The following is a 23,356-nucleotide window of genomic DNA, read 5'->3' on the forward strand; positions in this document are numbered from 1 at the left end:
CTGCCTGGCGCTGTGCGCATGACAGATCCCGGCTCTTTCGATGAGACAGGTGAGCAGGACCCCGTGAGCCCCAGTCAGGCTCCGACGAGGGAGATTCCCCGGGTGCAGACTCCATCGGAGCCGCGAAATCGGCAGGACGTCTCGCCCTCCCAGCCGTGGCAGCATCAGAATCCCGCCTCGACTCAGCAATGGACCGCCAACCAGCAGTGGCCCAACCCTCAGACCTGGTCGGGTCAGCAGGATCCGCAAGGCCAGAATCAAGAAGCGCATGATTCCCGGCTCCCCAGTGAGTGGTTCCGCGACCCCGAGGCCGAGCGGACTCGTGCGATGGCGACGGTTCCGCAAAACCCAGTCTTCACCCCACCTCCGCCGCCGTCTTCCCCCGCCAAACCATCCCCGCAGCCCCTGCCGCCACAGGAATCGTCTCGACACCTCAGTGTGCTCATCGGCTTGGTGATCGGGCTGCTCGTGCTCGCCATCCTGGGAGCGGTTTTGCTGTTCGCGGGTGGAACGAAGGGACGCTCAAGCGGGCAGCCTGCTCCGGTGGTGACTCCGTCGGCCAGTTCCCAGCCCGAGCAGTCGGCATCTCAGGAGCCCCAGGAGGGCGTCACATCCATCGACTCCACCCCCAGCTTCCTCCAGTCGACACCTGCGACCGAGGCCAGTTCGGCTCCCTCGACCCCGAAGTTTACGCAGTCGAGGACTCGCCAGGTTGCCGACACTCTCCCCGCCGGCGACGAGATCTGCTCCTCGACGGTCGGTGCCGTGGGCACGACGTCATGCCTGTTCGCCCTTGAAGTCGCCGATGCGATTCCCAGCGACGCCCAGGGCGAATATGAGGTGAATGCCCATAGCCCGGTGACGGGCAAGGACTACACCATGACGTGCAAGACGGAGGAGACGTACACCACCTGCACCGGTGGTGTTGCTGCCGTGGTTCACATCCTGCGCTGAGTGTGGACGGTCCAGCCGTCACATCGGCCGCTGGACCCCGACCAGGCGCACCTTGTCGAAGTACTCATCGACCAGATCGGCCCAGCTGCCGTCGACCTCGACCTCGGTGAGGGTTGCGGGCGGATACCAGCAACCGACCTCCTCCTCGGCCCCGCTCATCGCGGCCAGCTGTGCTGCCAGGCCGGGGATCGTGGGGGCGTGGGCGATGACGAGCAGGTTGTCGACGTCGTCGTCGATCTCCCCGATGCGTTGGCGCATGGTTTCTGTGCCGCAGTAGTACAGGGTTCGCATGAACTCCACGGGGCAATCCAGTTGGAGGCAGTCCCAGGTTTGCCGGGTGCGTAGGGCGTCGGAGACCAGCGCATGGCCGACATTGCGTAGTCCGAGGCGCATTCCGACCTCGCGGGCCTGACGACGTCCCAGGTCGGTGAGCGGACGTTCCCGGTCCCCACCGGCGGCGTGGGATGCGGGCTGGGCATGTCTCATGAGGAACAGGGTGTGCATGGTTCCATCGTTGCATCCTCAGGTTGAAGTGGCCCTACGATGGGGGCATGGCGCTCACGGACATGGGTATTGACGAGGCGCGCAACTACCGTCCGGTCGTCCCTGAACCCGACGGTTTCGACTCCTTCTGGGCCGAAACCCTTGACGAGCACGCCGCTATTCCGCTGGATGTGACGGCAACCCCGTTTGACAATCGCCAGGCCCTCATCGACACCTGGGACCTGTCGTGGGCGGGATACCAAGGCTCTCGGGTGAGTGGTTGGTTGCACGCCCCAGCTGGAGCCAGAGGGCCGTTACCCCTTGTCATCGAGTATGTCGGCTATTCGGGGTCGCGTGGGGTCCCGATTGGTTCGCCCTTCGCCGCGGCCGGGTACGCGCACATCATCGTCGATCCGCGCGGCCAAGGATGGGGCCACCCCGCACTGACCGAGAACTGCCCGGATGTTCACGAGGGTTCCGGCGCTCCCGGGTTCATGACCCAGTCCCTGTCGGACCCTCACGGTCACTATTACCGGCGGTTGTTCACCGATGCCTTCCGGTGTTTGCAGGCTGCTCGGGAGATGGAGATCGTCGATCCGACCAGGATCGCCGTGCTCGGTCACTCCCAGGGTGGCGCCCAGACGATCGCGGTGTGCGGGTTGGCAGCAATGCGTGGCATAAAGCTGGCAGGCGCCTTCGTCGATGCCCCCTTCCTGTGCCATATGAGGCGCAGCTGCGAGATCGCCACGGCTGGCCCTTACCTCGAGGTCGTGACATACCTGGCGGCTCATCCGTCCCTGTGTGGCAAAGCCTTTCAGACGTTGGGCTATTTCGACGGCCTGCACTTCGCCCGTCGTGCCCGTACCGCCACGTGGTTCTCCGTGGCGATGATGGACCAGGTGGTGCCGCCGTCGTCGGTCTGGGCGGCCTACAACGCATGGGGAGACGGGATGGTCTCCGAGAAACAGATCGCCGTCTATCCTTTCGCAGGCCATTCGGCCGGGGAGAACGTGCAGCGCTGGAACCAGCTCGCCGTGTTGGCTCGGCTGTTCTCCTGAGCTTTCGGTCTGCTCAGCTCTTGACGGCGACGATGAGGTCGCGGTGGATCGACGAGTCGACGCGGTGGCTGAATTGACGCCACAGGTCGTCGTCGAGAGCAGTCAGGCCAGCCTCAGACAGGATCGCCACGAGGTCCTCGCGGGACAGGCCAAGGGTGTTCCACGACATTCCCAGCGCCCCGCCGTGGCGCAACTGTCCAGCCCAGACAGGAATGGCGTCCCCCAGCAGGTCAACGGGGGAGCGACGCCGTGACGACCCACTGTGGGACCCGTGCACGACGCCGTAGGGAGCGTCGGTGACGACGGCGTCGAAGGTCTTGCGTCCCCACAGGTTCGCTGAATCGAGCGTGTCCCCGGTGAACACACCCATCGTCAGCGGCTCAGCCCCTGGAAGTCTCACCTCGGCGTCAAACCGTTTGCCGATGGAGTGGCCGTTGCGGCGCACCGGATGGGTGCCGCAGGTGTGCTTGAGACGCTTGCGACGAAGCCAGGTGGTGACGTGGGCGGCCATCGCCTCGACGGCCTTGGTGTCCTGTTCCACCCCGAATCCGTCGTGACCGGCCATCCATGCACACTCCAGGGTGGTGCCGCGTCCGGCCAGCGGGTCGAGAATGGCCAGCCTCTGCCCCTCGTCGCGGCGGGTGGCGCAGCGGCCATCAAGGCTTGCCAGGGTCACATTGAGCAATAGCCGGGTGAACTGCTCATTGGTCTTGCCGCGATATTTGGGGATGGTGACGAGATCCTCGTCGACGACGTCAACCCTCGGCAGTTCCAGGGGAGCCAGCAGGCCGTCTCGACTCTCAAAACAGGCCAGGGCGGCCGAGGATCGCGCCACCGCAGCCAGATCCGCAGCGCTGAAGGGCTCATCGCTGCTGACGGTGAGGTACTCGACTCCCGCGATCGTCACCGGGGACACCGACGTGGCGTTCGGGCAGGTGAACGCCAATTCTGCCGCGCAGAGGCGTCCGGCTTGCCCGGCGTAGACGTGGTTGGCGGCGGGGGCGAGCAGGATGAGGGTCTGGGGCATGGCTGACATTGTGTCATGACCTGTCGGGCGTGCCGAGACACACAGCAATCGGCGACCACTGCCTTGTGGCCGCCGATTGCGGTGAGTTGACCGGAATTCGCCTCGCGATATCGGGGCGGTGTCGGGGTGCGAGGGCGGTCAGGCCAGGTTGACCTGCAGATGCTCGTAGGAGGTGCCCTTGGCACGCTCGATCGAGGCCTTGATCTCGGCCTCGGCCTCTTCACGGCCGGTCCAAGTAGCGCCTTCGACCGACTTTCCGGGCTCGAGGTCCTTGTAGACGGTGAAGAAGTGCTCGATCTCCATGAGGGTCATGCTGCTGACGTCGTCAAGGTCGAAGAGGTTGGCACGACGGGGGTCGTCAGCGGGGACGCACAGCACCTTGTCGTCGCCACCCATCTCGTCCTGCATCTGGAACATGGCCAGTGCGCGGCACCTGATGAGGCAGCCAGGGAAGGTGGGCTCGGGCAGAAGGACCAGGGCGTCCAGCGGATCGCCGTCCTCGCCGAGGGTTCTCTCGATGTATCCGTAGTCGTACGGGTACTGGGTAGAGGTGAACAACGTACGGTCAAGACGGATACGACCGGTCTCGTGGTCCATCTCGTACTTGTTCTTGTTGCCGCGCGGGATCTCGATCGTCACATCAAAGTGCAAGCTATCGGGCTGTTCTCCCTGGAACGGGTTGGTGAAATCGTCAGTCACGAGGGGCCCCTCTTGTTGTGTTGGACACGGTGATGATCGACACTGTATCCGTTTGCAGGAGGGATTATTCATGCCACACCCAGATCAACGTAAGCCGAAACGCGCTGTGCCTGAGTCGCGACGCCGTATGCCAGCATGGGTTCCAGTCGTTGCCGGTGTCGCCGTGACCATCATTGTCGTGCTTGCGGTAGTCGTCAGTTCCCTGCGGACTGGTTCACCGATGAGCCAGACCGGGCGCGGGTTGCTGCCTCATCGTCAGGAGACCACCGCACCTGCGGTACGGCCTGGACACGGGGTGGTTGCTGCGGTGGCTCCGAAAACTCCGTCAGCCAAGCCCGTGGCCGCAATCGTCACCAGTCGTGTGGAGGCTGCCGGTGCGGCTCCAGGCGTGCTCGGTGCCCACATCATGGATGCGGCAAGCGGTGAAACCCTCTACGAATCTGGTCAGAACTCCCTGTTGATTCCTGCCTCGAACCTCAAGGTGATGACCGCGATTGCGCTACTGGACAGCACGGATGCTGGGCACCGCTACACGACGAAGGTTGTTGCTGACGGGTTCGCGTTGACCTTGGTCGGCGGCGGTGATCCTTATCTGCGTTCCACATCCTCTGACAAGCATCCTGAGTATCCCTCGATGAACCAGCTGGCCCAGCGCACTGCGGCCGCACTCAAGAAGGCTGGCACGACGTCGGTGACCGTCAGGTTCGACGACACCCTGTTCACCGGCCCCACCTGGAACAGCGCGTGGCCGATCGACAATTACGAGCCCGAGGTCACCCCGATTTCCTCGCTGTGGGTCGATGAAGGAATGACGAACAACGATCCGTGGAAGCGCAGCAAGACCCCTGCACTTGCGGCGACCAACACCTTCGTCGGGCAGCTTCGCGGCGCCGGGATCAAGGTCACCGGATCGGTGGTCCGGCACAAGGTGGGCGAGTCCGACAAGCAGATTGCTGCGGTGCAGTCGATTCCGGTCGAGGACCTCGTCACCCGCACATTGGAGGAGTCCGACAACTCTGCGGCCGAGGTGCTGAGCCGTCAGATGGCCCTCGCGAGCGGGAAGCCGGGATCCTTCGCCGGTGGTGCCCAGGCCCTCGAGGAGCACCTCAGGAACATGGGAGCCTGGCAGGACGGCGCTGCCGTTCAGGACGGGTCGGGCCTGTCACGGGGCAACCGGATCACTGCGGAGATGCTGTCCCACGCATGGCAAAAGGTCATGACGACGCCGAAGTTGCAGCCGGTGGCCAATGCGGTTCCCGTGGGTCGAGTCTCGGGAACCCTGCACAGGCGTTTCTCCGATCCCAGCACGGCTCCAGCGCGAGGAGTGGTCCACGCCAAGACGGGCAGTCTGAACGGGGTTATTTCGATGTCGGGATGGTTGCGTGACGCCGACGGGCGCATCCTCATCACCTCCTTCCTGGTCAATCAGACTGACGGCTCCGCTCGAAGCTGGCTTGACGTCGTCTATGGCAATCTGGCCAGGTGCGGCTGCACCCGCTGATGGCACGGCGTGAACTCGGCCCGGCAGCCCTGACGGTTGCCCAGGCCATCGAGCGCGAGGTCCGCGGGATTGACCGGTTCGTCGTCGGATGTTCTGGCGGGCCGGACTCCCTCGCCCTGGCGTTGGGGGCGAAGTGGGCTGCGCGACGCAGTGGTGCCACGGCGTCGGTCGTCATCGTCGACCATCAGTTGCAAGACGGGTCGCACGAGGTGGCACAGCGCACCCGAGACCTGCTGGCCGATCGCGGCATGGATGCCTGCGTGCGTCGCGTCGAGGTCGATCCGAACGATCCGGACGGTCCCGAGGCGGCAGCTCGAACCGCGCGCCGGGTAGCGCTCGTTGATGTCGCCGGGGTCGCGCCGATCTTGCTCGGCCACACCCTCGACGACCAGGCTGAACAAGTCCTGCTGTCCTTGGCCCGCGGCTCCGGGGCGACGTCGCTGGCTGGAATCCGGCCGCGCGCAGGCCAGTTCTGGCACCCGCTGCTGGGGGTGCGCCGGGCCCAGACCGTGCAGGCATGCCAGGAATGGGGGGTCGAGCCGTGGCATGATCCCCACAACAGTGACCCGCGCTTCCTACGTTCCAGGGTGCGCACCGAGGTCATGCCGGTACTCGAGGACGTCTTGGGGCCGGGGGTGGCGGACTCCTTGGCTCGCAGCGCGACCCTGTTGGCCGGAGAGGACGCCATCGTCACGGCTGTGGCTGCCCAGTGGGCCCGAGATCACGAGGTCACCGACGACGTGTTGCCCGGGCTGCGGGGCGTGGAACCCGGGTTGGCTCGACGGGTCGTCAAGAATTGGCTTCCCGAGTCGGCGATGGTTCACGTCGACGCTGTCCTGGGTCTGCTGGACGGCCCTGGAGGAGCGGGCGTTGACATCCCGGGAGGCCGCGTCGAGGCCAGACGCGGGACTCTCTACCTCACCCGACGGGTGTGAGGGATTCGGAGTCGTTAGGCTAGGCCCGTGCGAGCTTCTGACATTCCTGAAGATTTTGACCACGTCCTGTACACCGAGGAGCAGGTGGCCTCTCGTATTCGCGAGGTTGCTGCCCAGATCGACGCTGATTATGCCGGGCGCGACCTCCTCATGGTTGGCGTGCTCAACGGTGCCGTCATGACCATGGCGGATCTGTGCCGGGCGATGAAGTCCCACATGTCCATGGACTGGATGGCTGTGTCGTCCTACGGGGCAGGCACGAAGTCCAGCGGCGTGGTGCGCATCCTCAAGGACCTCACCAAGGACATTGAGGGTCGCGACATCCTCATCGTTGAAGACATCGTCGACACCGGCCTGACGCTGAGCTACCTGGTGCAGAACCTGCGCAGTCGCAACCCCAAGTCCATCGAGATCATGGCGATGTTCCGCAAGCCGGAGGCCGTGACCTGTCCGCTGGACGTCAAGTACGTCGGCTTTGACATCCCCAATGAGTTTGTCGTCGGATACGGCTTGGATTACGCCGACAAGTACCGCAACCTCACGGATGTGGCGACGCTGGCGCCGCATGTCTACGCATCCTGACAGATCGACGTCGAGGAGGGAACCGCCACAGAGCTTGAGCGGTGGCGGTTCTCGTAGGATGAGTTGACATGATCGCGATGCGCCACATCGTTCGTCAACGTCGCGATGTTGTCATGCGCTGGTATGGTGACGCTTTGAGTCCGACCCACCCATGCCCCTAGGTAGTCCATGAAAAACGCGTCCCGCATCTTCAAAGGTCCTCTGATCTGGATCCTGTTGTGCATCGTTGTGATCATCGTGTTCATGCAGTTCGCCTCGTCGGGCAATGGGTACAAGGACATCCCGACCTCTGAGGCCGTCAGCATGATCAACAGCAACAAGAAGCTGGACAATGTCACGCTGACCGATGGCGATCAGGTCATCAAGATCACCGACAACGAGCAGAAGAAGTACCGCTCGTACTGGGTCGGCAATCAGTCCGATCAGCTCGTCAACAAGCTCAACGAGCGCGTCCAGGACAAGACGCTGAAGTCCTGGCAGGGCGAGAACCCCGGGCAGAGCATCTGGAAGGCCCTGCTCATCAACTTCCTGCCCTTCGTCATCATCCTGCTGTTCTTCCTGTGGGCCATGAATGCGGCTCAAGGCATGGGCGGGCGCGGCGGCGTCATGGGATTCGGCAAGTCCAAGGCCAAGGTGGGCTCCAAGGACACTCCCAAGACCACATTTGCCGACGTCGCCGGTTGTCAGGAGGCGATCGACGAGTTGCAGGAGATCCGCGAGTTCCTCGCCGAGCCGGCGAAGTTCCAGCGGGTGGGAGCGAAGATTCCCAAGGGCGTGTTGCTGTATGGCCCTCCCGGTACCGGTAAGACCCTGCTGGCCCGTGCAGTGGCTGGCGAGGCCGGGGTGCCGTTCTTCTCCATTTCCGGTTCCGACTTCGTCGAGATGTTCGTCGGCGTCGGCGCATCCCGTGTGCGTGACCTCTTCGAGCAGGCCAAGGAAGCTGCGCCTGCCATCATCTTCATTGACGAGATCGACGCCGTCGGTCGTCACCGTGGTGCTGGCATGGGCGGCGGCCATGACGAGCGCGAGCAAACCTTGAACCAGTTGCTCGTGGAGATGGACGGCTTCGACGTCCACGGTGGCGTCATCCTCATCGCCGCGACGAACCGTCCCGATGTCCTCGATCCGGCCTTGCTGCGTCCGGGCCGTTTTGACCGTCAGATCGCCGTGGAGGCCCCAGACCTCGACGGGCGTCTCAAGATCCTTAAGGTGCATGCGCACGGCAAGCCGATGGCCGACAACGTTGACCTGGCCTCGATCGCCCGTCGTACTCCTGGCATGACGGGTGCCGACCTGGCCAACGTCCTCAATGAGGCTGCCTTGCTGACGGCTCGTGCGAATCTGCCGGTGATCGGCAATGCTGAGCTCGACGAGGCCATTGACCGCGTCATTGCTGGTCCGCAGAAGAAGACCCGTCTCATGAACGAGCACGAGAGGCTCGTGACGGCCTACCACGAGGGTGGACACGCCCTCGTGGCCGCGGCCATGCCTGGTACTGATCCGGTGCAGAAGATCACGATCCTGCCGCGTGGTCGGGCGCTGGGCTACACGATGGTCATGCCCGACTCTGACAAGTACTCCCAGACGCGCAGCGAGTTGCTTGACTCGATGGCGTACATGCTGGGTGGGCGCGCGGCCGAGGAGCTCATCTTCCACGATCCGTCGACGGGTGCCTCCAACGACATCGAGAAGGCCACCAAGGTGGCCCGAGCCATCGTCACGCAATACGGTCTGTCGGCGGCCATCGGCACTGTCCAGCTGGGGTCGGGCGACACCGAGCCCTTCTTGGGCATGACTGCTGGTCAGCAGCGTGACTACTCCGACGAGACCGCCAAGATCATTGACGACGAGGTGCGTGACCTGCTTGAGAACGCTCACCAGGAGGCTTTCGATTGTCTGGAGGCCAACCGTGAGGTCCTCGACGAGCTGGTCCGTCAACTGTTCGCCAAGGAGACGCTGAGCAAGGCCGAGGTTGCCGAGATCTTCAAGCCGTTGAAGCGTTGGCCCGCCCGGGGCGCCTTCACCGGTTCGGACAAGCGTGTGCCGTCGTCCATCCCACCGGTCGAGCCCCCTCAGGTTGCTGGAGTCGACAAGGATGCTCCGCAGGTGGGGGCTCCGCGTCGTGGTGTCATTGCTCCGCCATCTCCCGAGCCGGGTGGGGATCTTCCGGACGACAATCCCGGTGAGTGGCAGCCGCCGTCGGACTGGCAGCCGCCGAGCGTTGGGGGAGACAAGTCTCCGCAGCCGCCGACCCCCGGACCTACCCAGCCCGGCGAGGGGCCCCAGCCGCCCTCGAGTGGGAATCCATGGGGGCCAAGGAGGTCCTGAGGATCGTTACGGCCTGCCGCGTGTGACGCGGCGGGCCGTCGTTCTAAGCTGTCTCGTGTGACTTCGACCAACCCGCCGTTTGACCCCGAAGGGACCCCAAGGGTTCGTAGGAGTCTGACGACGTACTGGGCGATCATTACCTACAACTTGGCCACGGCGGTCGGCGTCGTCGTGTTTGACTGGCCGGTGGGCAACATTCTTTTGCTTGGTTGGTGCGAGAATGTCATGTTCGTTATTGCCGCGACGCTGGCCAATGGTCGTGTGCAGCGGGAGTCGAGGCGCACCGGCTTACCGATCCCGGTAGATCCGTCGGCTGTACAGGCTGGCAATATGAGTCTCGATGCTACCGCTCCGCCGTTCGCCTACTTGTTATCCAATCTGTTCTTCTCCATCGGCCACCTCGTGTTTGCTGGCGTGTTGGCCGTATTCGTCGGGGTGAAAATGACTATCACTGCGGCTGGTGTTCCTTTTGTGCTGGCTGTTGTGCGTCATATCGTCGAGGCGTTCAATGATTTCTTGGGTGATCCCGCCGTGCGGCGTGCCAAGGACTTGCGGGCTGCTCGGGATGCCAACTGGCGGGTTGTGGTCCAGCATGTCTTCATTCTCGTCGCCTGGGGGCTGTTTATCGGCGCGCTCAACCTTGCAGACGACCACCTGGGGCACTCTGGTGGGTTGGGACACATGAACTTCGAGGCCAGGTTGCATGTCGTGGCGGTCGGGGTGCTCTTGCTCTACGTCACTGCCAAGATCGTCGTTGAGGTGCTGATCACTCGGGCTCGTGACCGCGTGCAGCCGCTGTCGAGCCTGGCGGATGCGCTCTGAAACGGCTCTCGGACCTGCCGAGCGCTGCCCTAGAATCGTGCGGGTGAGCGAGTCCATGCCAGAGTTACCCGTCGACGTGCCTCGGGCCGAGGCTGCGGTGCGCGAATTCCTTCTGGCCATCGGAGAGGACCCCGACCGGGAGGGGCTGCGCGAGACTCCGGGGCGGGTCGCCAAGGCCGCCGCCGAGATCTTCCGGGGGTTGGCGCAAGATCCCGCCGAGGTTCTCTCCAAAACCTTCGACATTTCCCACGGCGAGCTCGTCCTCGTGCGCGACATCGAGGTGCAGTCGTGCTGTGAGCACCATCTGCTGCCGTTCACCGGCGTCGCTCATGTCGGCTACATCCCGGCCAAGGACGGCCGGGTCACGGGCCTGAGCAAGATCGCCCGACTCGTCGACGTGTATTCCCGACGCCCGCAGGTCCAGGAGCGGTTGACGACTCAAGTTGCTGACGCCATGGTCCAATATCTGAATGCCCGTGGGGTGATTGTTGTTGTTGAGTGTGAGCACATGTGCATGACGATGCGTGGCGTGCGCAAGCCGGGGTCGAGGACGGTGACGTCGGCTGTGCGGGGGATTTTGCGTGATCCGGCGACTCGGGCTGAGGCGATGGGGCTGATCACGCGCTGAGATGCGGCGGGGCATTCGTGTTCGCTTCGGCAACTCTGAGGGTTGTCCCGAAGACTGCGGCCTATCAGTCCGTCGCCGCGCATGTTTTCACTGTGTACTACGGTGGTATGGCCCTGCTTGGGCTATAGGACCAGCGCCGTGCGAAATAGGAGAATGAGGGCGGTTGGACTGCTGTGTGGGCTCACCATGGTGGTGGCTTCGGTAGCAGTGCCGGCCCGGGCTGATAATAGTTCGCCGGCGCCGGGGCAAACGGCGGTGCCGGTGCCGATCATCGATGCAGTGGCTGTGAGCGACCATGAGGCTGAGAAGCGTCGGGCTGAGAAGCCGGGCTCGGTGGTGTTGGCGTTGCATGCCGTGCGGCGTCTCCCCCAGGCGACTGTCGTCTATTACTCGGTGACTGTTGATCGGTCGGCTCATGTGTCAGATAGCGTATCGGGGTATTTGGTTGGCGGCGATTCTGCTCAATATCATTACAGCGGAAGCCCGATCGGTGATGGCGGGATTATTGATGCCCGCAATCAGAAGTTCTATCGCACGATCTCGGTAGTTACCGGGGGATGCAAGATGTGTAGTCACGACTGGTGGACTCTCTCCCCAGATTACCAGGTGCAGCCGGGGCACTCGTTTGTCGGCTGGTTCAGTACTCCTCGGGTGCCCTCGGATGTTCAGCGGGTTGATGTTGCGGTTGACAACCGTGTTTTCCATGATGTGCCGGTTGAGGACGGTCCGCTCACCCCTACCATCGACAAGGAGACCGCGAAGGACCAGTGGCTTGACGGCCTTCCTTTGGGGGCGGCTTGGCCTGCCTTGGATCCAAGCGTTTTGTCGGATGTTGATGTGGCTTCCTATGCCGAGCCGCTCATCTTCACGACGGGGGAGGTCTCCGATGCCAAGCGTAAGCGGGTTGCGAAGGGGACCACGAACATCGATTTGGATTCGTCGGTGTTGTTTGATCATGATTCCGACGTCGTCAAGCCTGCTGGGCGTGCTGTCATCAACCGGGCGGCCAAGGACCTTGTGGCGGCCAAGGTGACGGGGAAGGTTGAGGTCACTGGGTACACCAGTAGTGAGGGTGCCGCTGAGCATAATCGTGATCTTTCGCGGCGTCGTGCGGGGTCTGTGGCCAAGGCGTTGGGGCCTTAGTTGCCCAAGGGAGTCACGTTGGTGACGGCTGGTAAGGGTGAGGCTGATCCGGTGGCTAGTAATGACTCTGAGGCTGGGCGGCGTCTCAACCGTCGGGTGACGATCACTTTGAAGGAGGGATGATGAAAGCGCGGTGTGTTGTTATCGGGCTTGCCGCTGTTTTGGCCTTGAGTGCTTGCGGAGGTTCTGACAAGCCTACTGGGTCGGATGCCCCGAGGCCGTCGGTGTCTGTCACGACTCCTTCCACGGCGGTTACGACGTCGGGTATGAGTTCTTCTGTGACACCGAGTGTCATGAGCTCGGCTGAGGTGGCATCCCGGGAGTCGGCGGCCGCCCAGCAGGTCATGGGAAAGGTCAAGGATGCCGGCGGGCCTCTTCCCAAGGAAGTGGCCACGATCCCCTTCCATCCCAATCTTTATGACACGGAAAACGTGATGCTGCACGTCGCCTCGGTCAAAGCCGGTGCCACGGGCACCGTCCTCACCTTCTGGCTCACCTCGAGCGACATGAGCTACCCCCATGTCCCCCGTCCGCCCGGAGGACTTCCCCTCCCTGGTCGATACCGCTGGGGGTGTGAAGTACTCGGTCGACTTCTTCCCTGGCAGATACAATGACAAGTTCGTTATTGGGAGTGAGGAGCCAGAGGTGGGCTCAGATGGGGTCTATGTCATGGAGGCGGTCTACCCGCCGTTGCCTGACTCAGTGAAGAAGGTCAAGGTTACGGTCGGATCGGCGAAGACGTCCCCCGATATCCCGGTGACCCGCTGAACGTGCCGGGCCTGCCCGGTGGTTCTCATCGCTCTAGACTTCACCCCATGATCTCCGTGGACCCCGCGAACACCAATCCGCATCCTGCCCGGACCCTTGTCATGGGCGTGGTCAACGTCACTCCCAATTCCTTCTCTGATGGAGGTATGTGGGCCGATCCCGAGGTGGCCATCCGCCATGCCCGTGACCTCGTCGCCCAGGGAGCCGACATCATCGACGTTGGTGGTGAGTCCACCCGACCGGGCACCGACCGGACTCCTGAGGATGAGGAATTGCGTCGCGTCATGCCAGTCGTCAAGGCCATGGTCTCCGACGGGGTCACTGTCTCTGTTGACACGATGCGTGCCGGTGTCGCCAAGGCGGTCGTCGAGGCCGGGGCCACAATCGTCAACGACGTCTCCGGTGGCAAGGCCGACCCGGGCATCCTCAACGTTGTTGCTGAAGCCGGCGTCGACTACGTGCTCATGCACTGGCGTGGCCAGTCGGCCACCATGCAGGATCTCATCCACTACGACAACGTCGTCGCCGACGTCATCAGCGAAACCTCCCAGCAGGTCGACGCCGCCATCGCCGCCGGAATCGCTCGCGAGCGCATCATCGTCGACCCGGGCATCGGATTCTCCAAGACCCCGGAGCAGAATTGGCAGCTCGTTGAGGCCGTCGACGCCTTCCAGGAAGGTTTTGAGGATCTGCGTGTGTTGTGGGGAGTCAGCCGCAAGCGCTTCCTGGGTGAACTCCTTGCCGACGACGGCCAGGACCGTCCTGCCCTGGAACGTGACGCCAGCACCATGGCCCTGTCGACCTACTTCGCCCTCCATCGTGCTTGGTGCGTGCGGACCCACGAGGTCCGCGCCAACCGTGACGCCATGGAGACCGTCGCCCGCATCCGGGCCTGAGACTGCGGGTTGAGTCTGGGCATCTCCTCGCAGTCGCCGCCGACAAGGCCGATTGTGGCTGTGCGGGTAATCTTCCGTCATGACCGACGGACAGATCACTCTGACGGGAATCCGCGCCCACGCCCACCACGGCGTCCTCGCCAGCGAGCGTGAACTCGGACAGCCGTTCAGTGTCGACGTCACCCTCGACGTCGACATGGACACTGACTCTGACGATCTCACCAAGGCCGTCAACTATGCGACGGTGGCGCAGCAGGTGCTCAACGTTCTCACCGGGGAGCCGGTGAATCTCATCGAAACCCTGGCTGGCAGGATTGCCGACACAGTACTTGCGATCAGCCAGCGAATTCGCCATGTCCACGTGACCGTCCACAAGCCACATGCCCCAGTCGGGATAGCTCTCGACGACGTGGCCGTTACGTGCCGAAAGGATGCCGAGTGAAAACTGTCTTCAGCCTGGGTTCCAACACCGGGGATTCTTTTGCCCATCTGCGTGACGCTGTCGGTCTCATCGCCGACACTCCCGGCATTGACGACGTCGTCGTCTCGCCGGTCTACCTCACCACGCCCGTCGGGGGAGTGGAGCAGGACGACTTCCTCAACATCGTCGTCGTCGCCACCGCAGAACTTCCGCCGTCGGTCCTGCTGGAACGCGCCCGCGTCATCGAGGAGGCCCACGGGCGCCAGCGCACCATCCCGAATGGTCCGCGTACCCTTGACGTCGACCTCATCGCGGTTGGCGACGAGACCATCTCCACCGACGATCTCACTTTGCCGCACCCCCGCGCCCACGAGCGTGCCTTCGTCCTGGTGCCGTGGTCCGACGTCGACCCTGAGGCCGAATTGCCCGGGTACGGCCGGATCGCTGATCTGCTGGCTGCCTTCGACGCCGACGAGCTCGCCGGGGCCGTCAAGCCTTATCCGCGCCAGATTGACGTGCCGGGTGTCACGGTTGCGAGAGGATGGGACGAGAGGAACGACGAGGAGGATGTATGACACGGAGCCTGCCACCTGACTGGGATGACGACCGACGCCCCGACGACGGCGATGATCCCCACGGCACTCTCGCTCCGACCGATTGGAAGATCATCATCGTGGCAGCCCTCTGCGGAGCTGCCTTGGGGTGGTTCGTCCTGAGCGTCTACAAGGTCAGCGACAACACCGCCCCGATCCTGCCCTGGTCACTCCCGGTGGTCGTCCTCGTTGTCGCCATCGCGACATGGGGTTATGCCAGAGCCTTCCGGGCCAAGGTCGTCGACCCCAAGCAAGAGGTTGAGGCCAACCAGGGCCTCGTCTCCCTGGCCCTCGGGAAGGCGATTGCCCTGTCGGGTGCAGCCCTCGTCGGGGCATGCATCGTGTACGTCCTCACCTACGTCTGGCACCTCAATATTCCTTACCCCCGTCAGCGGACGATCATCGGGGCCGTGACGGCTGTCGCCTGCGCGATCATGACGTGGGCCGGGTGGTTCCTCGAGAACGCCTGCAAGGTGCCGAAGGCCCCGAAGACTCGAAGAAACACCCCAAGGGGTGACGGCAACCACAAGATCGCGACTCGCCGGTATTCAATGCTTGACCACAGGCTCAAGGGGCTGTACTTATCGACGCTTCGTGAGATACGATGAATCGCGTGAGCGGCGTGCATGGTCTCAAACGGGTTGACAAGGATACTGGCGAGCGTAAAGGTGTGCTCGTCATTCTCATCGTGGCAACGGTTGTTGCCGTTGCGTGCGGAGTAATTCCCTCCATCTGGGCGGCCCGAGCTGGAGTGCTCGTGGCCCTCGTCGGGGCGTGGATCTCGGTGTTCATGGCATGGCGTCAGGTCGACGCCATTCGCCAGATGCATTACGAGACCCTCAAGGAGTTTCGTCACGCTGCTTCCGAGCAGGAGAAGCGTCACCATGCTGAGTCCATGGAGATGATCGACACCTTCTCGCGTCGTGTCGGCTCCATCTCGAAGACCCTCGCCGAGACCCGCGCCAAGCTGGACCGCGCCGAGAGCGAGCTGTCGACCCTTCGTGGTGACAAGGCTGCTCTGCAGTACAAGGTCACCGCTGGCAACAAGAAGGTCGCCGCCCTCGAGTCGCGTATCACCGAGCTGGAGACCGAGCTTGACGCCCTGCTGGCTGACGGGCGTTCCGGACGCATGGACACCCTGCGCACCGTCACTGACGCGGGCGTGCCCACCGCTGACGAGATCTGGGAGCGCGGAAACGACGCGACCATCGCTGATCTGTCCCGCGTCGCCTTCCCGCGTTTGTCTGACGAGACTCGCGCGGCCCGCCGCCAGGCCTGACACTCAGCCGCCCAAACCCTCATATGGGGCCCAGTCATGTGGCTGGGCCCCATGGGCGTTGTCCAAACGGGCTCCATGTAGGTGGCGTCCTCAGGAACCTTGATGGCTGTGGGCAGACGTGCCTCCAGCGCCCCGTCCAGGCGTGGCACCCGGTCCAGGATCTGACGGCACAGGTCTGAGGACACCTCCACGTCGCCGTGCAGGGTCGCCAGCCGGCAGTAAACGTCACCCTGGGGCCTGGCGGCAATAGGCGCCCTGGGTCCTTGCGGCAGTCTCAGCCCAGCTCAGCTCGTCGTAAACGGCGAGTCCTGACGGGTTCCCAGGTCGACGCCGTTGGCCCGGGAGACAGGCCTAGAGAGGCCGTGAGCGTCAACCATGTGTGTGGGAATGACGGCGACGTCTCGGGCCCCTGTGGCGCCATTGAGAACCTCGCACAGCCGGGGGAGGAGGGGCTCAGGCTTGTCGAGCCATTGTGCCAACGGGGGCACCAGTCCTGCTCCGGATGGGTCTTGAGTCCTCCGATGCGCGTGGTCATGGGATGAATGCGATTTTCTGAGCATGATTGCCGCATCGTCCGTGATTCTTCAATCGCGGAAGCGATCTGATTCTCCAAGTCTGGGTCACCACAGCGATGCCTCAGCCAGGACAAAAATGTGAGGTGGAAGGTGATTCTGCTGAACTCTACGAGCAAGGTCTGCAGCCATGTCACCGGAGTCGGTACAGTAATCCCCATCGCCTCTTCGATGGCATGTGTTGCGCCAGCCTCACCGGTGAAAGACGCCGTCCAGTCATGATGTGAGGCAACCCTGAGAACCTGTCGGTAATCCCGAACTCCGAAGAGTTTTTCCTCCCCGCGATGAAGGTTGCCGACATTCACCTGCGCCGAGGTGATGAGATCGTCGTCGACGGGTGTGGCAATGGTGGCCAGGCCAGGCCCGTGGGGGTGCGCACGCCCGAGATCAAGCCGAACCACCTCGTATTTTCCGCCAGATTTTGCTGTCGGAAGTTTCTGTGGAAGTTGTCAGCATCGTCGATGTGACGACGAACAAGATGTTTCGCGCGGAACTGAACACACCCCGAGGATGCGCCATTACGCGCTCAGATGCATCTCCTGGCCTCTCATTCGATAAAAAAACAGGAGTTGCCTTGTGGTTTTCTGCGTCATGAACATAAACTGTGACGAGAAGGCCGAGGTTGTATCTACGGCGCCAGAGTGAAAGGAATGCCATGGCACAGCGTGTGCGTGTTGATCTTGTCGATGATGTGGACGGAAGCCCCGCCGAGGAATCCGTCAATTTCGCCCTCGATGGCGTCAACTACGTGATCGACCTGTCTGCAGAGAACGCCTCCAAACTGCGCGACGATCTGTCCAAGTGGACTGCCAATGCTCGTCGCACTGGCGGACGCCGGACCCGTGGTCGTCGCCCCACCGGAGGCCCGACCGCCAGCGAGGTTCGTCAGTGGGCCAAGGAGCAGAATCTCGAGGTCTCGGAGCGCGGACGCGTCTCCAATGACATTCGTGAGGCCTACGATCGCGCTCACTGACCCCAGTCGTGGGAACGCCTGACAAGGCGTGTTGGTGGCGACGCCGGAGCAACAAAGCTCCGGCGTCGCGCTGTTGTGCCCCGGTTGTGCCAGTGGCGTAAGCGGGTATCCCAGATCTGTCGTTGGCGGTTATTAGACTGACCACACAGGCCGGCGGTCCAGTGCCGTCGGTTGGTTGCATGAAGGTTTCACGCGACCGCGGGTGGATCTTTCTGCCGGAGTCTTCCGGTGGTTGATCTGCGCCACATACAAGGAGAGTTCATGTTCGAACGGTTCACCGATCGGGCCCGTCGGGTCGTCGTCCTGGCCCAGGATGAGGCCAAGGCCCTGAACCACAATTACATCGGCACCGAGCACCTGCTGCTCGGGCTCATCAGCGAGGGGGAGGGCGTTGCCGCCAAGGCTCTCGAATCGCTGGACATTTCCCTGGAGGCAGTCCGCGCCCAGGTGGAGGAGATCATCGGTCACGGCACCTCGACGCCGACTGGTCACATTCCTTTCACCCCGCGCGCCAAGAAGGTCCTTGAGCTGAGCTTGCGCGAGGCCCTCCAGATGAATCACTCCTACATCGGTACCGAGCACATCCTGCTCGGCCTGATCCGTGAGGGAGAAGGTGTCGCGGCTCAGGTGTTGATCCGCCTTGGCGCCGACCTCAACACGGTGCGCAACAGCGTCCTGCAGTTGCTGCAGGGCTACCAGGGTGACGAACGTCAGGCCGCCACCTCCGGTGCCCCAGAGGCCGGCCCGCAGCAGTCCTCGGCGACCATCCTCGATCAGTTCGGTCGCAACCTCACCGACGCCGCTCGTGACGGCGAACTCGACCCGGTGATCGGGCGCGAGAAGGAGATCGAGCGGGTCATGGTGGTGCTGAGCCGCCGTACCAAGAACAACCCAGTTCTCATCGGTGAGCCCGGTGTCGGCAAGTCCGCCTGCGTCGAGGGCCTGGCCCAGGCCATCGTGCGCGGGGACGTCCCCGAGACCCTGCGCGACAAGAAGATTTACTCGTTGGACCTTGGCTCCATGGTGGCCGGATCGCGTTACCGCGGTGACTTCGAAGAGAGGATGAAGAAGGTCCTCAAGGAGATCAAGAACCGCGGTGACATCATCTTGTTCATCGACGAGATTCACACCCTCGTCGGTGCCGGTGCTGCTGAGGGGGCCATTGACGCCGCGAGCATGCTCAAGCCGATGCTGGCCCGTGGCGAGCTGCAGACCATTGGTGCGACGACCCTTGACGAGTACCGCAAGTACATCGAGAAGGATGCCGCCCTGGAGCGTCGTTTCCAGCCGATCCAGGTGGCAGAGCCGTCGATCCCGCTGGCCATCGAGATTCTCAAGGGCTTGCGTGATCGCTACGAGGCTCACCACAAGATCACCATCACCGACGAGGCCATCACCTCGGCGGCCAACCTCGCGGCCCGCTACATCCAGGATCGCTTCCTGCCTGACAAGGCCATCGATCTCATCGACGAAGCCGGCGCCCGGATGAACATTCGCCGCATGACGGCCCCGCCCGACCTTCGCGAGTTCGACGAGCGGATCGCTCACATGCGCGTGGAGAAGGAAGCCGCCATCGACGCCCAAGACTTCGAGCGTGCTGCCGGGCTGCGTGACGACGAGAAGAAGCTTCTCGCCGAGCGTGAGGCCAGGGAGGAGGAGTGGAAGCAGGGCGACGAGTCGGTTCCGGCCGTTGTCGGTCCTGACGAAATTGCCGAGGTGCTCTCCGGAGCCACCGGTATCCCGGTGTTCAAGCTCACCGAGGAGGAGTCCCAGCGACTGCTCCACATGGAAGACGAGATCGGCAAGCGTTACGTCGGCCAGGAAGACGCCGTTAAGGCGTTGTGCCGCTCCATCCGGCGCACCCGAGCCGGCCTCAAGGACCCGAAGCGTCCGGCTGGTTCGTTCATCTTCGCCGGCCCCTCCGGCGTCGGCAAGACCGAGCTCACCAAGGCACTCACCGAGTTCCTCTTCGGCGATGAGGATGCCCTCATCACGTTGGACATGAGCGAGTACTCCGAGAAGCACACGGCATCCCGGATGTTCGGTTCCCCGCCTGGATTCGTCGGTTACGAGGAGGGCGGTCAGCTCACCGAGAAGGTGCGACGCAAGCCGTTCAGCGTCATCCTCTTCGACGAGATCGAGAAGGCTCACCCCGACATCTTCAACTCGTTGTTGCAGATCCTCGACGAGGGCCGTCTCACTGACGCCCAGGGGCGCGTGGTGGACTTCAAGAACACCGTCATCGTCCTGACGACCAACCTTGGTACCCGCGACATCTCCAAGTCGGTCAACCTTGGCTTCTCCAAGGCCAACGACGCCGAGTCCAGCTACGAGAAGATGAAGGCCAAGGTCACCGAGGAGCTCAAGGGACACTTCCGCCCCGAGTTCCTCAACCGCCTCGACGAGATCATCGTGTTCCACCAGCTCACCCAGCCCGACATCCTGCGGATCGTCGACCTCATGGTGGGCCAGCTGGAGGAGCGTCTGGGCGACAAGGACATGGGCATCGAGGTCACCCCGGCCGCCAAGGAGTTGCTGTCCAAGCGCGGCTTCGACCCGCTGCTGGGTGCCCGTCCGCTGCGTCGCACCATCCAGCGCGACATCGAGGACGTTCTGGCCGAGAAGATCCTCTTCGGCGAGGTCAAGCCCGGTCAGATCGTGGTCGTCGACGCCGCCCCGGAAGGTTCCGAGGAGCCGTTCGTGTTCAACGGCACCCAGCGTTCCGAGCTTCCCGACGAGGTGCCGGAGGAACTCACCTCCTCGGCAGCCGACAACAACGACGGCCAGCAGGACTGATCGCCAGAGCACAACGGCTGCGGCCCGGCGCATGGAGCGTCGGGCCGCAGCTTTTTGTATGTGGTTGTCAGGGTTTGACCAGCACCGCCTGAAGGGCGAAGGACACCAGCCAATGGGTGGCCATGAAGTCGCCGTCAGTGATCTGGGAGGCCACCGCGCTGATCTGACGGTCGGTGGCCACCTCGATGCGACGACGGGCGTCGTCGTCAAGCCAGCCAGAGAGCACCCGCAGTTGCCAGGCCCGCGACAGGCTCAACCCGTACAGGTGGGCGAGCCTGCCGTCGGTACCGTCGGTCACCTCGGCGACGTCCAGCAGGTTGTCGTCAGCGTGTCCCAGTCTCGGCAGGAAGGCATGAAGCCAAGCCGCGAACTCATCGGAGCGGCCCTCAACCTGGTAGACCCGGGCCATGAGGTGAGCCTCACTCAACGCCGCCGACAAGAAGTCATTGCCGCTGGGCTCCCACGAGGACGGGTAGTCGGTGTCGGCGTCGAAGAAGCGATGTGAGTGCTCGACAATGGCCTCGACGACGTCTCCACGCCCTAGCGACTGGGCGGCATCGAGGCACAGGCCGACACCGAAAGCAGTGTTGTCATGGATTCCGGTGCGCACCGGGAAGGTCATCGTCGGCAGCCAGGCCAGCAGATTGTCGAAGATCTGCTGTTCGAGGATTTCAGTTGCGGCCGCCCACTGAGCCGAAGTGCTTGTCTTGGTGGCCAGAGCGGAGCACTTGGCGGACAACAGGGCCGCCCACCCCCAGCCGTAGGGACGCTCGTACCCGCGATGATCCCGCAGATACTCTGCCTCCACCTGAGCGTTCTCACTGGTCAGGCGCGTATTAAGAACAGCTACGAGCTCGTCTACAGTTGCGCGATCGATCGACTGCTCTGCGTGCTCGAGCAAGGTGAGGGCCGACCACTGCATGTGGGCCGAGGAATGCCAATCCAGGCAGCCGTGGAAACACGGGTGGAGACGCCAAGGGGTGACATCGACGTCGTCGGGCCCCTGGGATTGGTGGGCCGATCCCCACGGGAAGGGCCGGTTGAGGCCGTCAATGATCGTCCTGGCCCATCCTTGGGCGTAATCGTCAAGGGTCACAGCAAACCTCCTGGGAAGCAGCACAGATACATAATAAGAATGTTGCACAACAATAGGGGAACAGCAGTGGGGATCTGCGCCTTGATCGGACCATAGCTGTCGTCAAGTTCAAGCAGCGCTGCCGGGACCAAATTGAAGTTCGCAGCCATCGGGGTGCACAAGGTGCCGCAGAATCCAGCCAACATGCCGATCGCAAAGATGGCAGCCATGTTGCCGTCGAAGTGCTGGATGAGCAGTGGCCACCCGACGGCGCCCGTCATCACCGGGAAAGCCGCAAAAGCGTTGCCCATAATGAGGGTGAACAGGGCCATGCCGATGCAGTAGACGCAGACCGCGGCGAACAGGCTTCCCGAAGGGAGGATCCATGAGGTGACGCGTCCTACCGCGTCACCAACTCCGGCGTTGTTGAACAGTGTGCCCAAAGTTGCCAGGAATTGCGGCAGGATTGCCGCCCAACCGATATGTCCGAGCAGCCGGTCACCTTCCTTGAAGGCCACTATGGGGGAGCGCACCTTGAACATGATCATGGCAACGACCAGGGCGATCAGTGAGGCAGCTCCCAGGCCGATGATGGTCGCCATACCGGTCTCCAGCAGCGGATTCCCGCCAAAGGACAGGTCGCGCATGCCGGCCACCGCGAAGACAGCGGCGATGATCGGGATGATGAGGGCCGGCACGAAGAGTTTGTTGCCAAACGTCTCGGAGAGCTTCTCTCGCTCGGCGTCCGTGGTGGTGTCGGTAGATCCGTGTCCCGGGAAGCCGGAGGCTGCCAGCACCACCACCAGCAGTACAGCAATACCTTCCACGAGCGCCGGTGCTGTCTTGTTAACCACAAAGGTGCCGTAGCCAAAGCAGAAGGCCAGGATTGCCCAGAAAGCTGCTGATCCGAACCGCTTCGTGTCATCGCGGTCGCGCAATCGGATACCGGCGACGATGAGAAACAGGACTCCGCATAGCCAGTAGAACCATTCGACCTTGATCATTCGCGGATCCCCTGCTCGGGATTGCCGCCCGAGGGCAGGCTGACGGTGTGGCCGGGTTCAACAGTGGTGTCGACGTCGATGTCGTCGCCACCTTCGGCTGCCATCCGGGCGAGTTTGCGGTCCAGCAGCCACATCCGTGGAGCATGGATAAGGAAGGCGCAGATTGCCGTCGGGATGGCCCACAAGGCGATCTGGAGAGCCTCGAGCTTGAGGTTATAGGTGGCATCGACGAAGCCGGTAATGAGCAAGATCGACCCGATGGCGATGAAGACGTCCTCGCCGAAGAACAGTCCGATGGTGTCGGCCGAGGAGGCATACGAGCGCAGCGTCTCGCGCATCTTGCGGGTGTAGCGAGGGTGGTTGCGTCGGGCTGCGGCCTCAGCCATGGGCACGACGAGAGGACGCACCGCCTGGGCCGGTCCGCCGATGGACGACAACCCCAGTGCGGCGGTGATCTGACGGACCGCGAGGTAGACGGTGAGGAGCTTCCCGGCGGTCATCGACTTCATTTTCGACATGAGACGTCCGGCCTGTTGCATCAGACCGTGGCGTTCGAGCAATCCGATGACGGGCAGGACGACGACGAAAACCGTTACTGATCGAGAACTGGCAAACCCGGTTCCGAAGGTCTCGATTATTTTGACTGGCGACATGCCGGAAATGAGGCCGGCAGCGATACCGGCGATCGCGACCACGAGCATGGCGTTGAGCCGCAGTGCAAAGCCGATGACGACGATCGCCACGGCAAGTAATACCCACATGATGTGCTCCTCTCCTGGGTGTTTGTCGGGAACCTTGTCGTGTCACTTTAGAAGCGGA

The 23,356-nt window shown here is 63.1% G+C and carries 21 protein-coding genes and 3 pseudogenes; 18 read left to right on the top strand and 6 right to left on the bottom strand.

The genetic code is table 11. The annotated features are described in order from the left end of the window. Positions 1–18: 18 nt before the first annotated feature. Positions 19–954, top strand: a complete 936-nt coding sequence (locus O6R08_RS01145) for a hypothetical protein (RefSeq protein ID WP_271418375.1) — start codon at positions 19–21, stop codon at positions 952–954. A gap of 18 nt (positions 955–972) precedes the next feature. Here O6R08_RS01145 and O6R08_RS01150 read toward each other — a convergent pair whose 3' ends face one another. Then, positions 973–1,458 carry a SixA phosphatase family protein gene (locus tag O6R08_RS01150; protein ID WP_271418376.1) on the bottom strand — a complete coding sequence of 162 codons (486 nt, stop codon included), beginning with the start codon at positions 1,456–1,458 and terminating at the stop codon, positions 973–975. Between the two features lie 47 nt (positions 1,459–1,505). On the opposite strand from O6R08_RS01150, the gene O6R08_RS01155 reads away from it, so the two are divergent. Next, a complete protein-coding gene (locus O6R08_RS01155) occupies positions 1,506–2,495 on the top strand; it encodes an acetylxylan esterase (RefSeq protein ID WP_271418377.1) in 990 nt (329 codons plus the stop codon). Positions 2,496–2,508: 13 nt separating this feature from the next. Here O6R08_RS01155 and O6R08_RS01160 read toward each other — a convergent pair whose 3' ends face one another. Together O6R08_RS01160 and O6R08_RS01165 are read right to left on the bottom strand one after the other, a co-directional pair. Beyond that, the gene (locus O6R08_RS01160; protein ID WP_271418378.1) at positions 2,509–3,522 is read right to left on the bottom strand and encodes a TRM11 family SAM-dependent methyltransferase; all 1,014 of its coding nucleotides are present in this window, start codon (positions 3,520–3,522) and stop codon (positions 2,509–2,511) included. A 138-nt stretch (positions 3,523–3,660) separates the two neighbouring features. Continuing rightward, positions 3,661–4,221 carry an inorganic diphosphatase gene (locus O6R08_RS01165; protein WP_271418379.1) on the bottom strand — a complete coding sequence of 187 codons (561 nt, stop codon included), beginning with the start codon at positions 4,219–4,221 and terminating at the stop codon, positions 3,661–3,663. A 127-nt stretch (positions 4,222–4,348) separates the two neighbouring features. Here O6R08_RS01165 and dacB point away from each other — a divergent pair, with 127 nt between their 5' ends. The 16 genes and pseudogenes from dacB to O6R08_RS01245 all read left to right on the top strand — a co-directional run bounded on the left by dacB (position 4,349) and on the right by O6R08_RS01245 (position 20,458). Beyond that, positions 4,349–5,722 carry a D-alanyl-D-alanine carboxypeptidase/D-alanyl-D-alanine endopeptidase gene (gene dacB, locus O6R08_RS01170; RefSeq protein WP_271419146.1) on the top strand — a complete coding sequence of 458 codons (1,374 nt, stop codon included), beginning with the start codon at positions 4,349–4,351 and terminating at the stop codon, positions 5,720–5,722. Continuing rightward, positions 5,722–6,657: a tRNA lysidine(34) synthetase TilS gene (gene tilS / locus O6R08_RS01175; RefSeq protein ID WP_271418380.1), complete on the top strand. Its 936-nt coding sequence runs from the start codon at positions 5,722–5,724 to the stop codon at positions 6,655–6,657. The genes dacB and tilS overlap by 1 nt, the downstream gene beginning before the upstream one ends. Positions 6,658–6,684: 27 nt before the next feature. Then, positions 6,685–7,239, top strand: coding sequence for a hypoxanthine phosphoribosyltransferase (gene hpt / locus O6R08_RS01180; protein ID WP_271418381.1), 555 nt, complete (start codon positions 6,685–6,687; stop codon positions 7,237–7,239). Positions 7,240–7,407: 168 nt separating this feature from the next. Beyond that, positions 7,408–9,567, top strand: coding sequence for an ATP-dependent zinc metalloprotease FtsH (ftsH, locus tag O6R08_RS01185; protein ID WP_271418382.1), 2,160 nt, complete (start codon positions 7,408–7,410; stop codon positions 9,565–9,567). Between the two features lie 57 nt (positions 9,568–9,624). Next, positions 9,625–10,389 carry a DUF6498-containing protein gene (locus O6R08_RS01190; protein ID WP_271418383.1) on the top strand — a complete coding sequence of 255 codons (765 nt, stop codon included), beginning with the start codon at positions 9,625–9,627 and terminating at the stop codon, positions 10,387–10,389. A 55-nt stretch (positions 10,390–10,444) separates the two neighbouring features. Further along, positions 10,445–11,017, top strand: a complete 573-nt coding sequence (folE, locus tag O6R08_RS01195; RefSeq protein WP_271419147.1) for a GTP cyclohydrolase I FolE — start codon at positions 10,445–10,447, stop codon at positions 11,015–11,017. A gap of 138 nt (positions 11,018–11,155) precedes the next feature. Then, positions 11,156–12,283: pseudogene (locus O6R08_RS01200) on the top strand (OmpA family protein). Positions 12,284–12,453: 170 nt separating this feature from the next. Beyond that, positions 12,454–12,928 (top strand): annotated as a pseudogene (locus O6R08_RS01205) (hypothetical protein). A gap of 47 nt (positions 12,929–12,975) precedes the next feature. Continuing rightward, complete coding sequence (gene folP / locus O6R08_RS01210; RefSeq protein ID WP_271418384.1) at positions 12,976–13,824, top strand: dihydropteroate synthase; 849 nt, start codon at positions 12,976–12,978, stop codon at positions 13,822–13,824. 79 nt (positions 13,825–13,903) lie between these two features. Beyond that, the gene (gene folB, locus O6R08_RS01215; protein ID WP_271418385.1) at positions 13,904–14,266 is read left to right on the top strand and encodes a dihydroneopterin aldolase; all 363 of its coding nucleotides are present in this window, start codon (positions 13,904–13,906) and stop codon (positions 14,264–14,266) included. Continuing rightward, positions 14,263–14,820 (top strand): 2-amino-4-hydroxy-6-hydroxymethyldihydropteridine diphosphokinase, encoded by a 558-nt coding sequence (gene folK, locus O6R08_RS01220; RefSeq protein ID WP_271418386.1) that lies wholly within the window; start codon positions 14,263–14,265, stop codon positions 14,818–14,820. The genes folB and folK overlap by 4 nt, the downstream gene beginning before the upstream one ends. Then, positions 14,817–15,355, top strand: a pseudogene (locus tag O6R08_RS01225) (DUF3180 domain-containing protein). Before folK ends, O6R08_RS01225 begins: the two are co-directional and overlap by 4 nt. Positions 15,356–15,442: 87 nt before the next feature. Then, the gene (locus O6R08_RS01230; protein WP_271418387.1) at positions 15,443–16,117 is read left to right on the top strand and encodes a cell division topological specificity factor MinE; all 675 of its coding nucleotides are present in this window, start codon (positions 15,443–15,445) and stop codon (positions 16,115–16,117) included. An 856-nt stretch (positions 16,118–16,973) separates the two neighbouring features. Then, the gene (locus tag O6R08_RS11360) at positions 16,974–17,156 is read left to right on the top strand and encodes a hypothetical protein (protein WP_271418388.1); all 183 of its coding nucleotides are present in this window, start codon (positions 16,974–16,976) and stop codon (positions 17,154–17,156) included. Positions 17,157–17,344: 188 nt separating this feature from the next. Continuing rightward, positions 17,345–17,662, top strand: a complete 318-nt coding sequence (locus tag O6R08_RS01240; RefSeq protein ID WP_271418389.1) for a histone-like nucleoid-structuring protein Lsr2 — start codon at positions 17,345–17,347, stop codon at positions 17,660–17,662. A gap of 261 nt (positions 17,663–17,923) precedes the next feature. Beyond that, complete coding sequence (locus tag O6R08_RS01245; RefSeq protein WP_271418390.1) at positions 17,924–20,458, top strand: ATP-dependent Clp protease ATP-binding subunit; 2,535 nt, start codon at positions 17,924–17,926, stop codon at positions 20,456–20,458. 67 nt (positions 20,459–20,525) lie between these two features. Here the strand turns inward: O6R08_RS01245 and O6R08_RS01250 are convergent, their stop codons facing one another. From O6R08_RS01250 to O6R08_RS01260, 3 genes are read right to left on the bottom strand one after another with little or no spacing between them, the layout of a single operon-like run. After that, positions 20,526–21,554, bottom strand: coding sequence for a DUF2891 family protein (locus tag O6R08_RS01250; RefSeq protein WP_271418391.1), 1,029 nt, complete (start codon positions 21,552–21,554; stop codon positions 20,526–20,528). After that, positions 21,551–22,537 (bottom strand): DUF979 domain-containing protein, encoded by a 987-nt coding sequence (locus O6R08_RS01255; RefSeq protein WP_271418392.1) that lies wholly within the window; start codon positions 22,535–22,537, stop codon positions 21,551–21,553. The genes O6R08_RS01250 and O6R08_RS01255 overlap by 4 nt, the downstream gene beginning before the upstream one ends. Then, complete coding sequence (locus tag O6R08_RS01260; protein ID WP_271418393.1) at positions 22,534–23,298, bottom strand: DUF969 domain-containing protein; 765 nt, start codon at positions 23,296–23,298, stop codon at positions 22,534–22,536. The genes O6R08_RS01255 and O6R08_RS01260 overlap by 4 nt, the downstream gene beginning before the upstream one ends. Between the last annotated feature and the right edge of the window lie 58 nt (positions 23,299–23,356).

It is taken from the genome of Cutibacterium equinum (assembly GCF_028021195.1).
Classification (GTDB): domain Bacteria; phylum Actinomycetota; class Actinomycetes; order Propionibacteriales; family Propionibacteriaceae; genus Cutibacterium; species Cutibacterium equinum.

Bases quoted from the DNA above. Each gene is read 5' to 3' on its own strand.
- ftsH (WP_271418382.1), top strand. From the start codon at position 7,408: ATGAAAAACGCGTCCCGCATCTTCAAAGGTCCTCTGATCTGGATCCTG.
- O6R08_RS01150 (WP_271418376.1), bottom strand. From the start codon at position 1,458: ATGCACACCCTGTTCCTCATGAGACATGCCCAGCCCGCATCCCACGCC.
- O6R08_RS01155 (WP_271418377.1), top strand. From the start codon at position 1,506: ATGGCGCTCACGGACATGGGTATTGACGAGGCGCGCAACTACCGTCCG.
- O6R08_RS01245 (WP_271418390.1), top strand. From the start codon at position 17,924: ATGTTCGAACGGTTCACCGATCGGGCCCGTCGGGTCGTCGTCCTGGCC.
- folE (WP_271419147.1), top strand. From the start codon at position 10,445: ATGCCAGAGTTACCCGTCGACGTGCCTCGGGCCGAGGCTGCGGTGCGC.
- folB (WP_271418385.1), top strand. From the start codon at position 13,904: ATGACCGACGGACAGATCACTCTGACGGGAATCCGCGCCCACGCCCAC.
- dacB (WP_271419146.1), top strand. From the start codon at position 4,349: ATGCCAGCATGGGTTCCAGTCGTTGCCGGTGTCGCCGTGACCATCATT.
- O6R08_RS01230 (WP_271418387.1), top strand. From the start codon at position 15,443: ATGAATCGCGTGAGCGGCGTGCATGGTCTCAAACGGGTTGACAAGGAT.
- folP (WP_271418384.1), top strand. From the start codon at position 12,976: ATGATCTCCGTGGACCCCGCGAACACCAATCCGCATCCTGCCCGGACC.
- O6R08_RS01145 (WP_271418375.1), top strand. From the start codon at position 19: ATGACAGATCCCGGCTCTTTCGATGAGACAGGTGAGCAGGACCCCGTG.
- O6R08_RS01160 (WP_271418378.1), bottom strand. From the start codon at position 3,522: ATGCCCCAGACCCTCATCCTGCTCGCCCCCGCCGCCAACCACGTCTAC.
- O6R08_RS11360 (WP_271418388.1), top strand. From the start codon at position 16,974: ATGAAGGTTGCCGACATTCACCTGCGCCGAGGTGATGAGATCGTCGTC.
- O6R08_RS01260 (WP_271418393.1), bottom strand. From the start codon at position 23,298: ATGTGGGTATTACTTGCCGTGGCGATCGTCGTCATCGGCTTTGCACTG.
- tilS (WP_271418380.1), top strand. From the start codon at position 5,722: ATGGCACGGCGTGAACTCGGCCCGGCAGCCCTGACGGTTGCCCAGGCC.
- O6R08_RS01240 (WP_271418389.1), top strand. From the start codon at position 17,345: ATGGCACAGCGTGTGCGTGTTGATCTTGTCGATGATGTGGACGGAAGC.
- O6R08_RS01255 (WP_271418392.1), bottom strand. From the start codon at position 22,537: ATGATCAAGGTCGAATGGTTCTACTGGCTATGCGGAGTCCTGTTTCTC.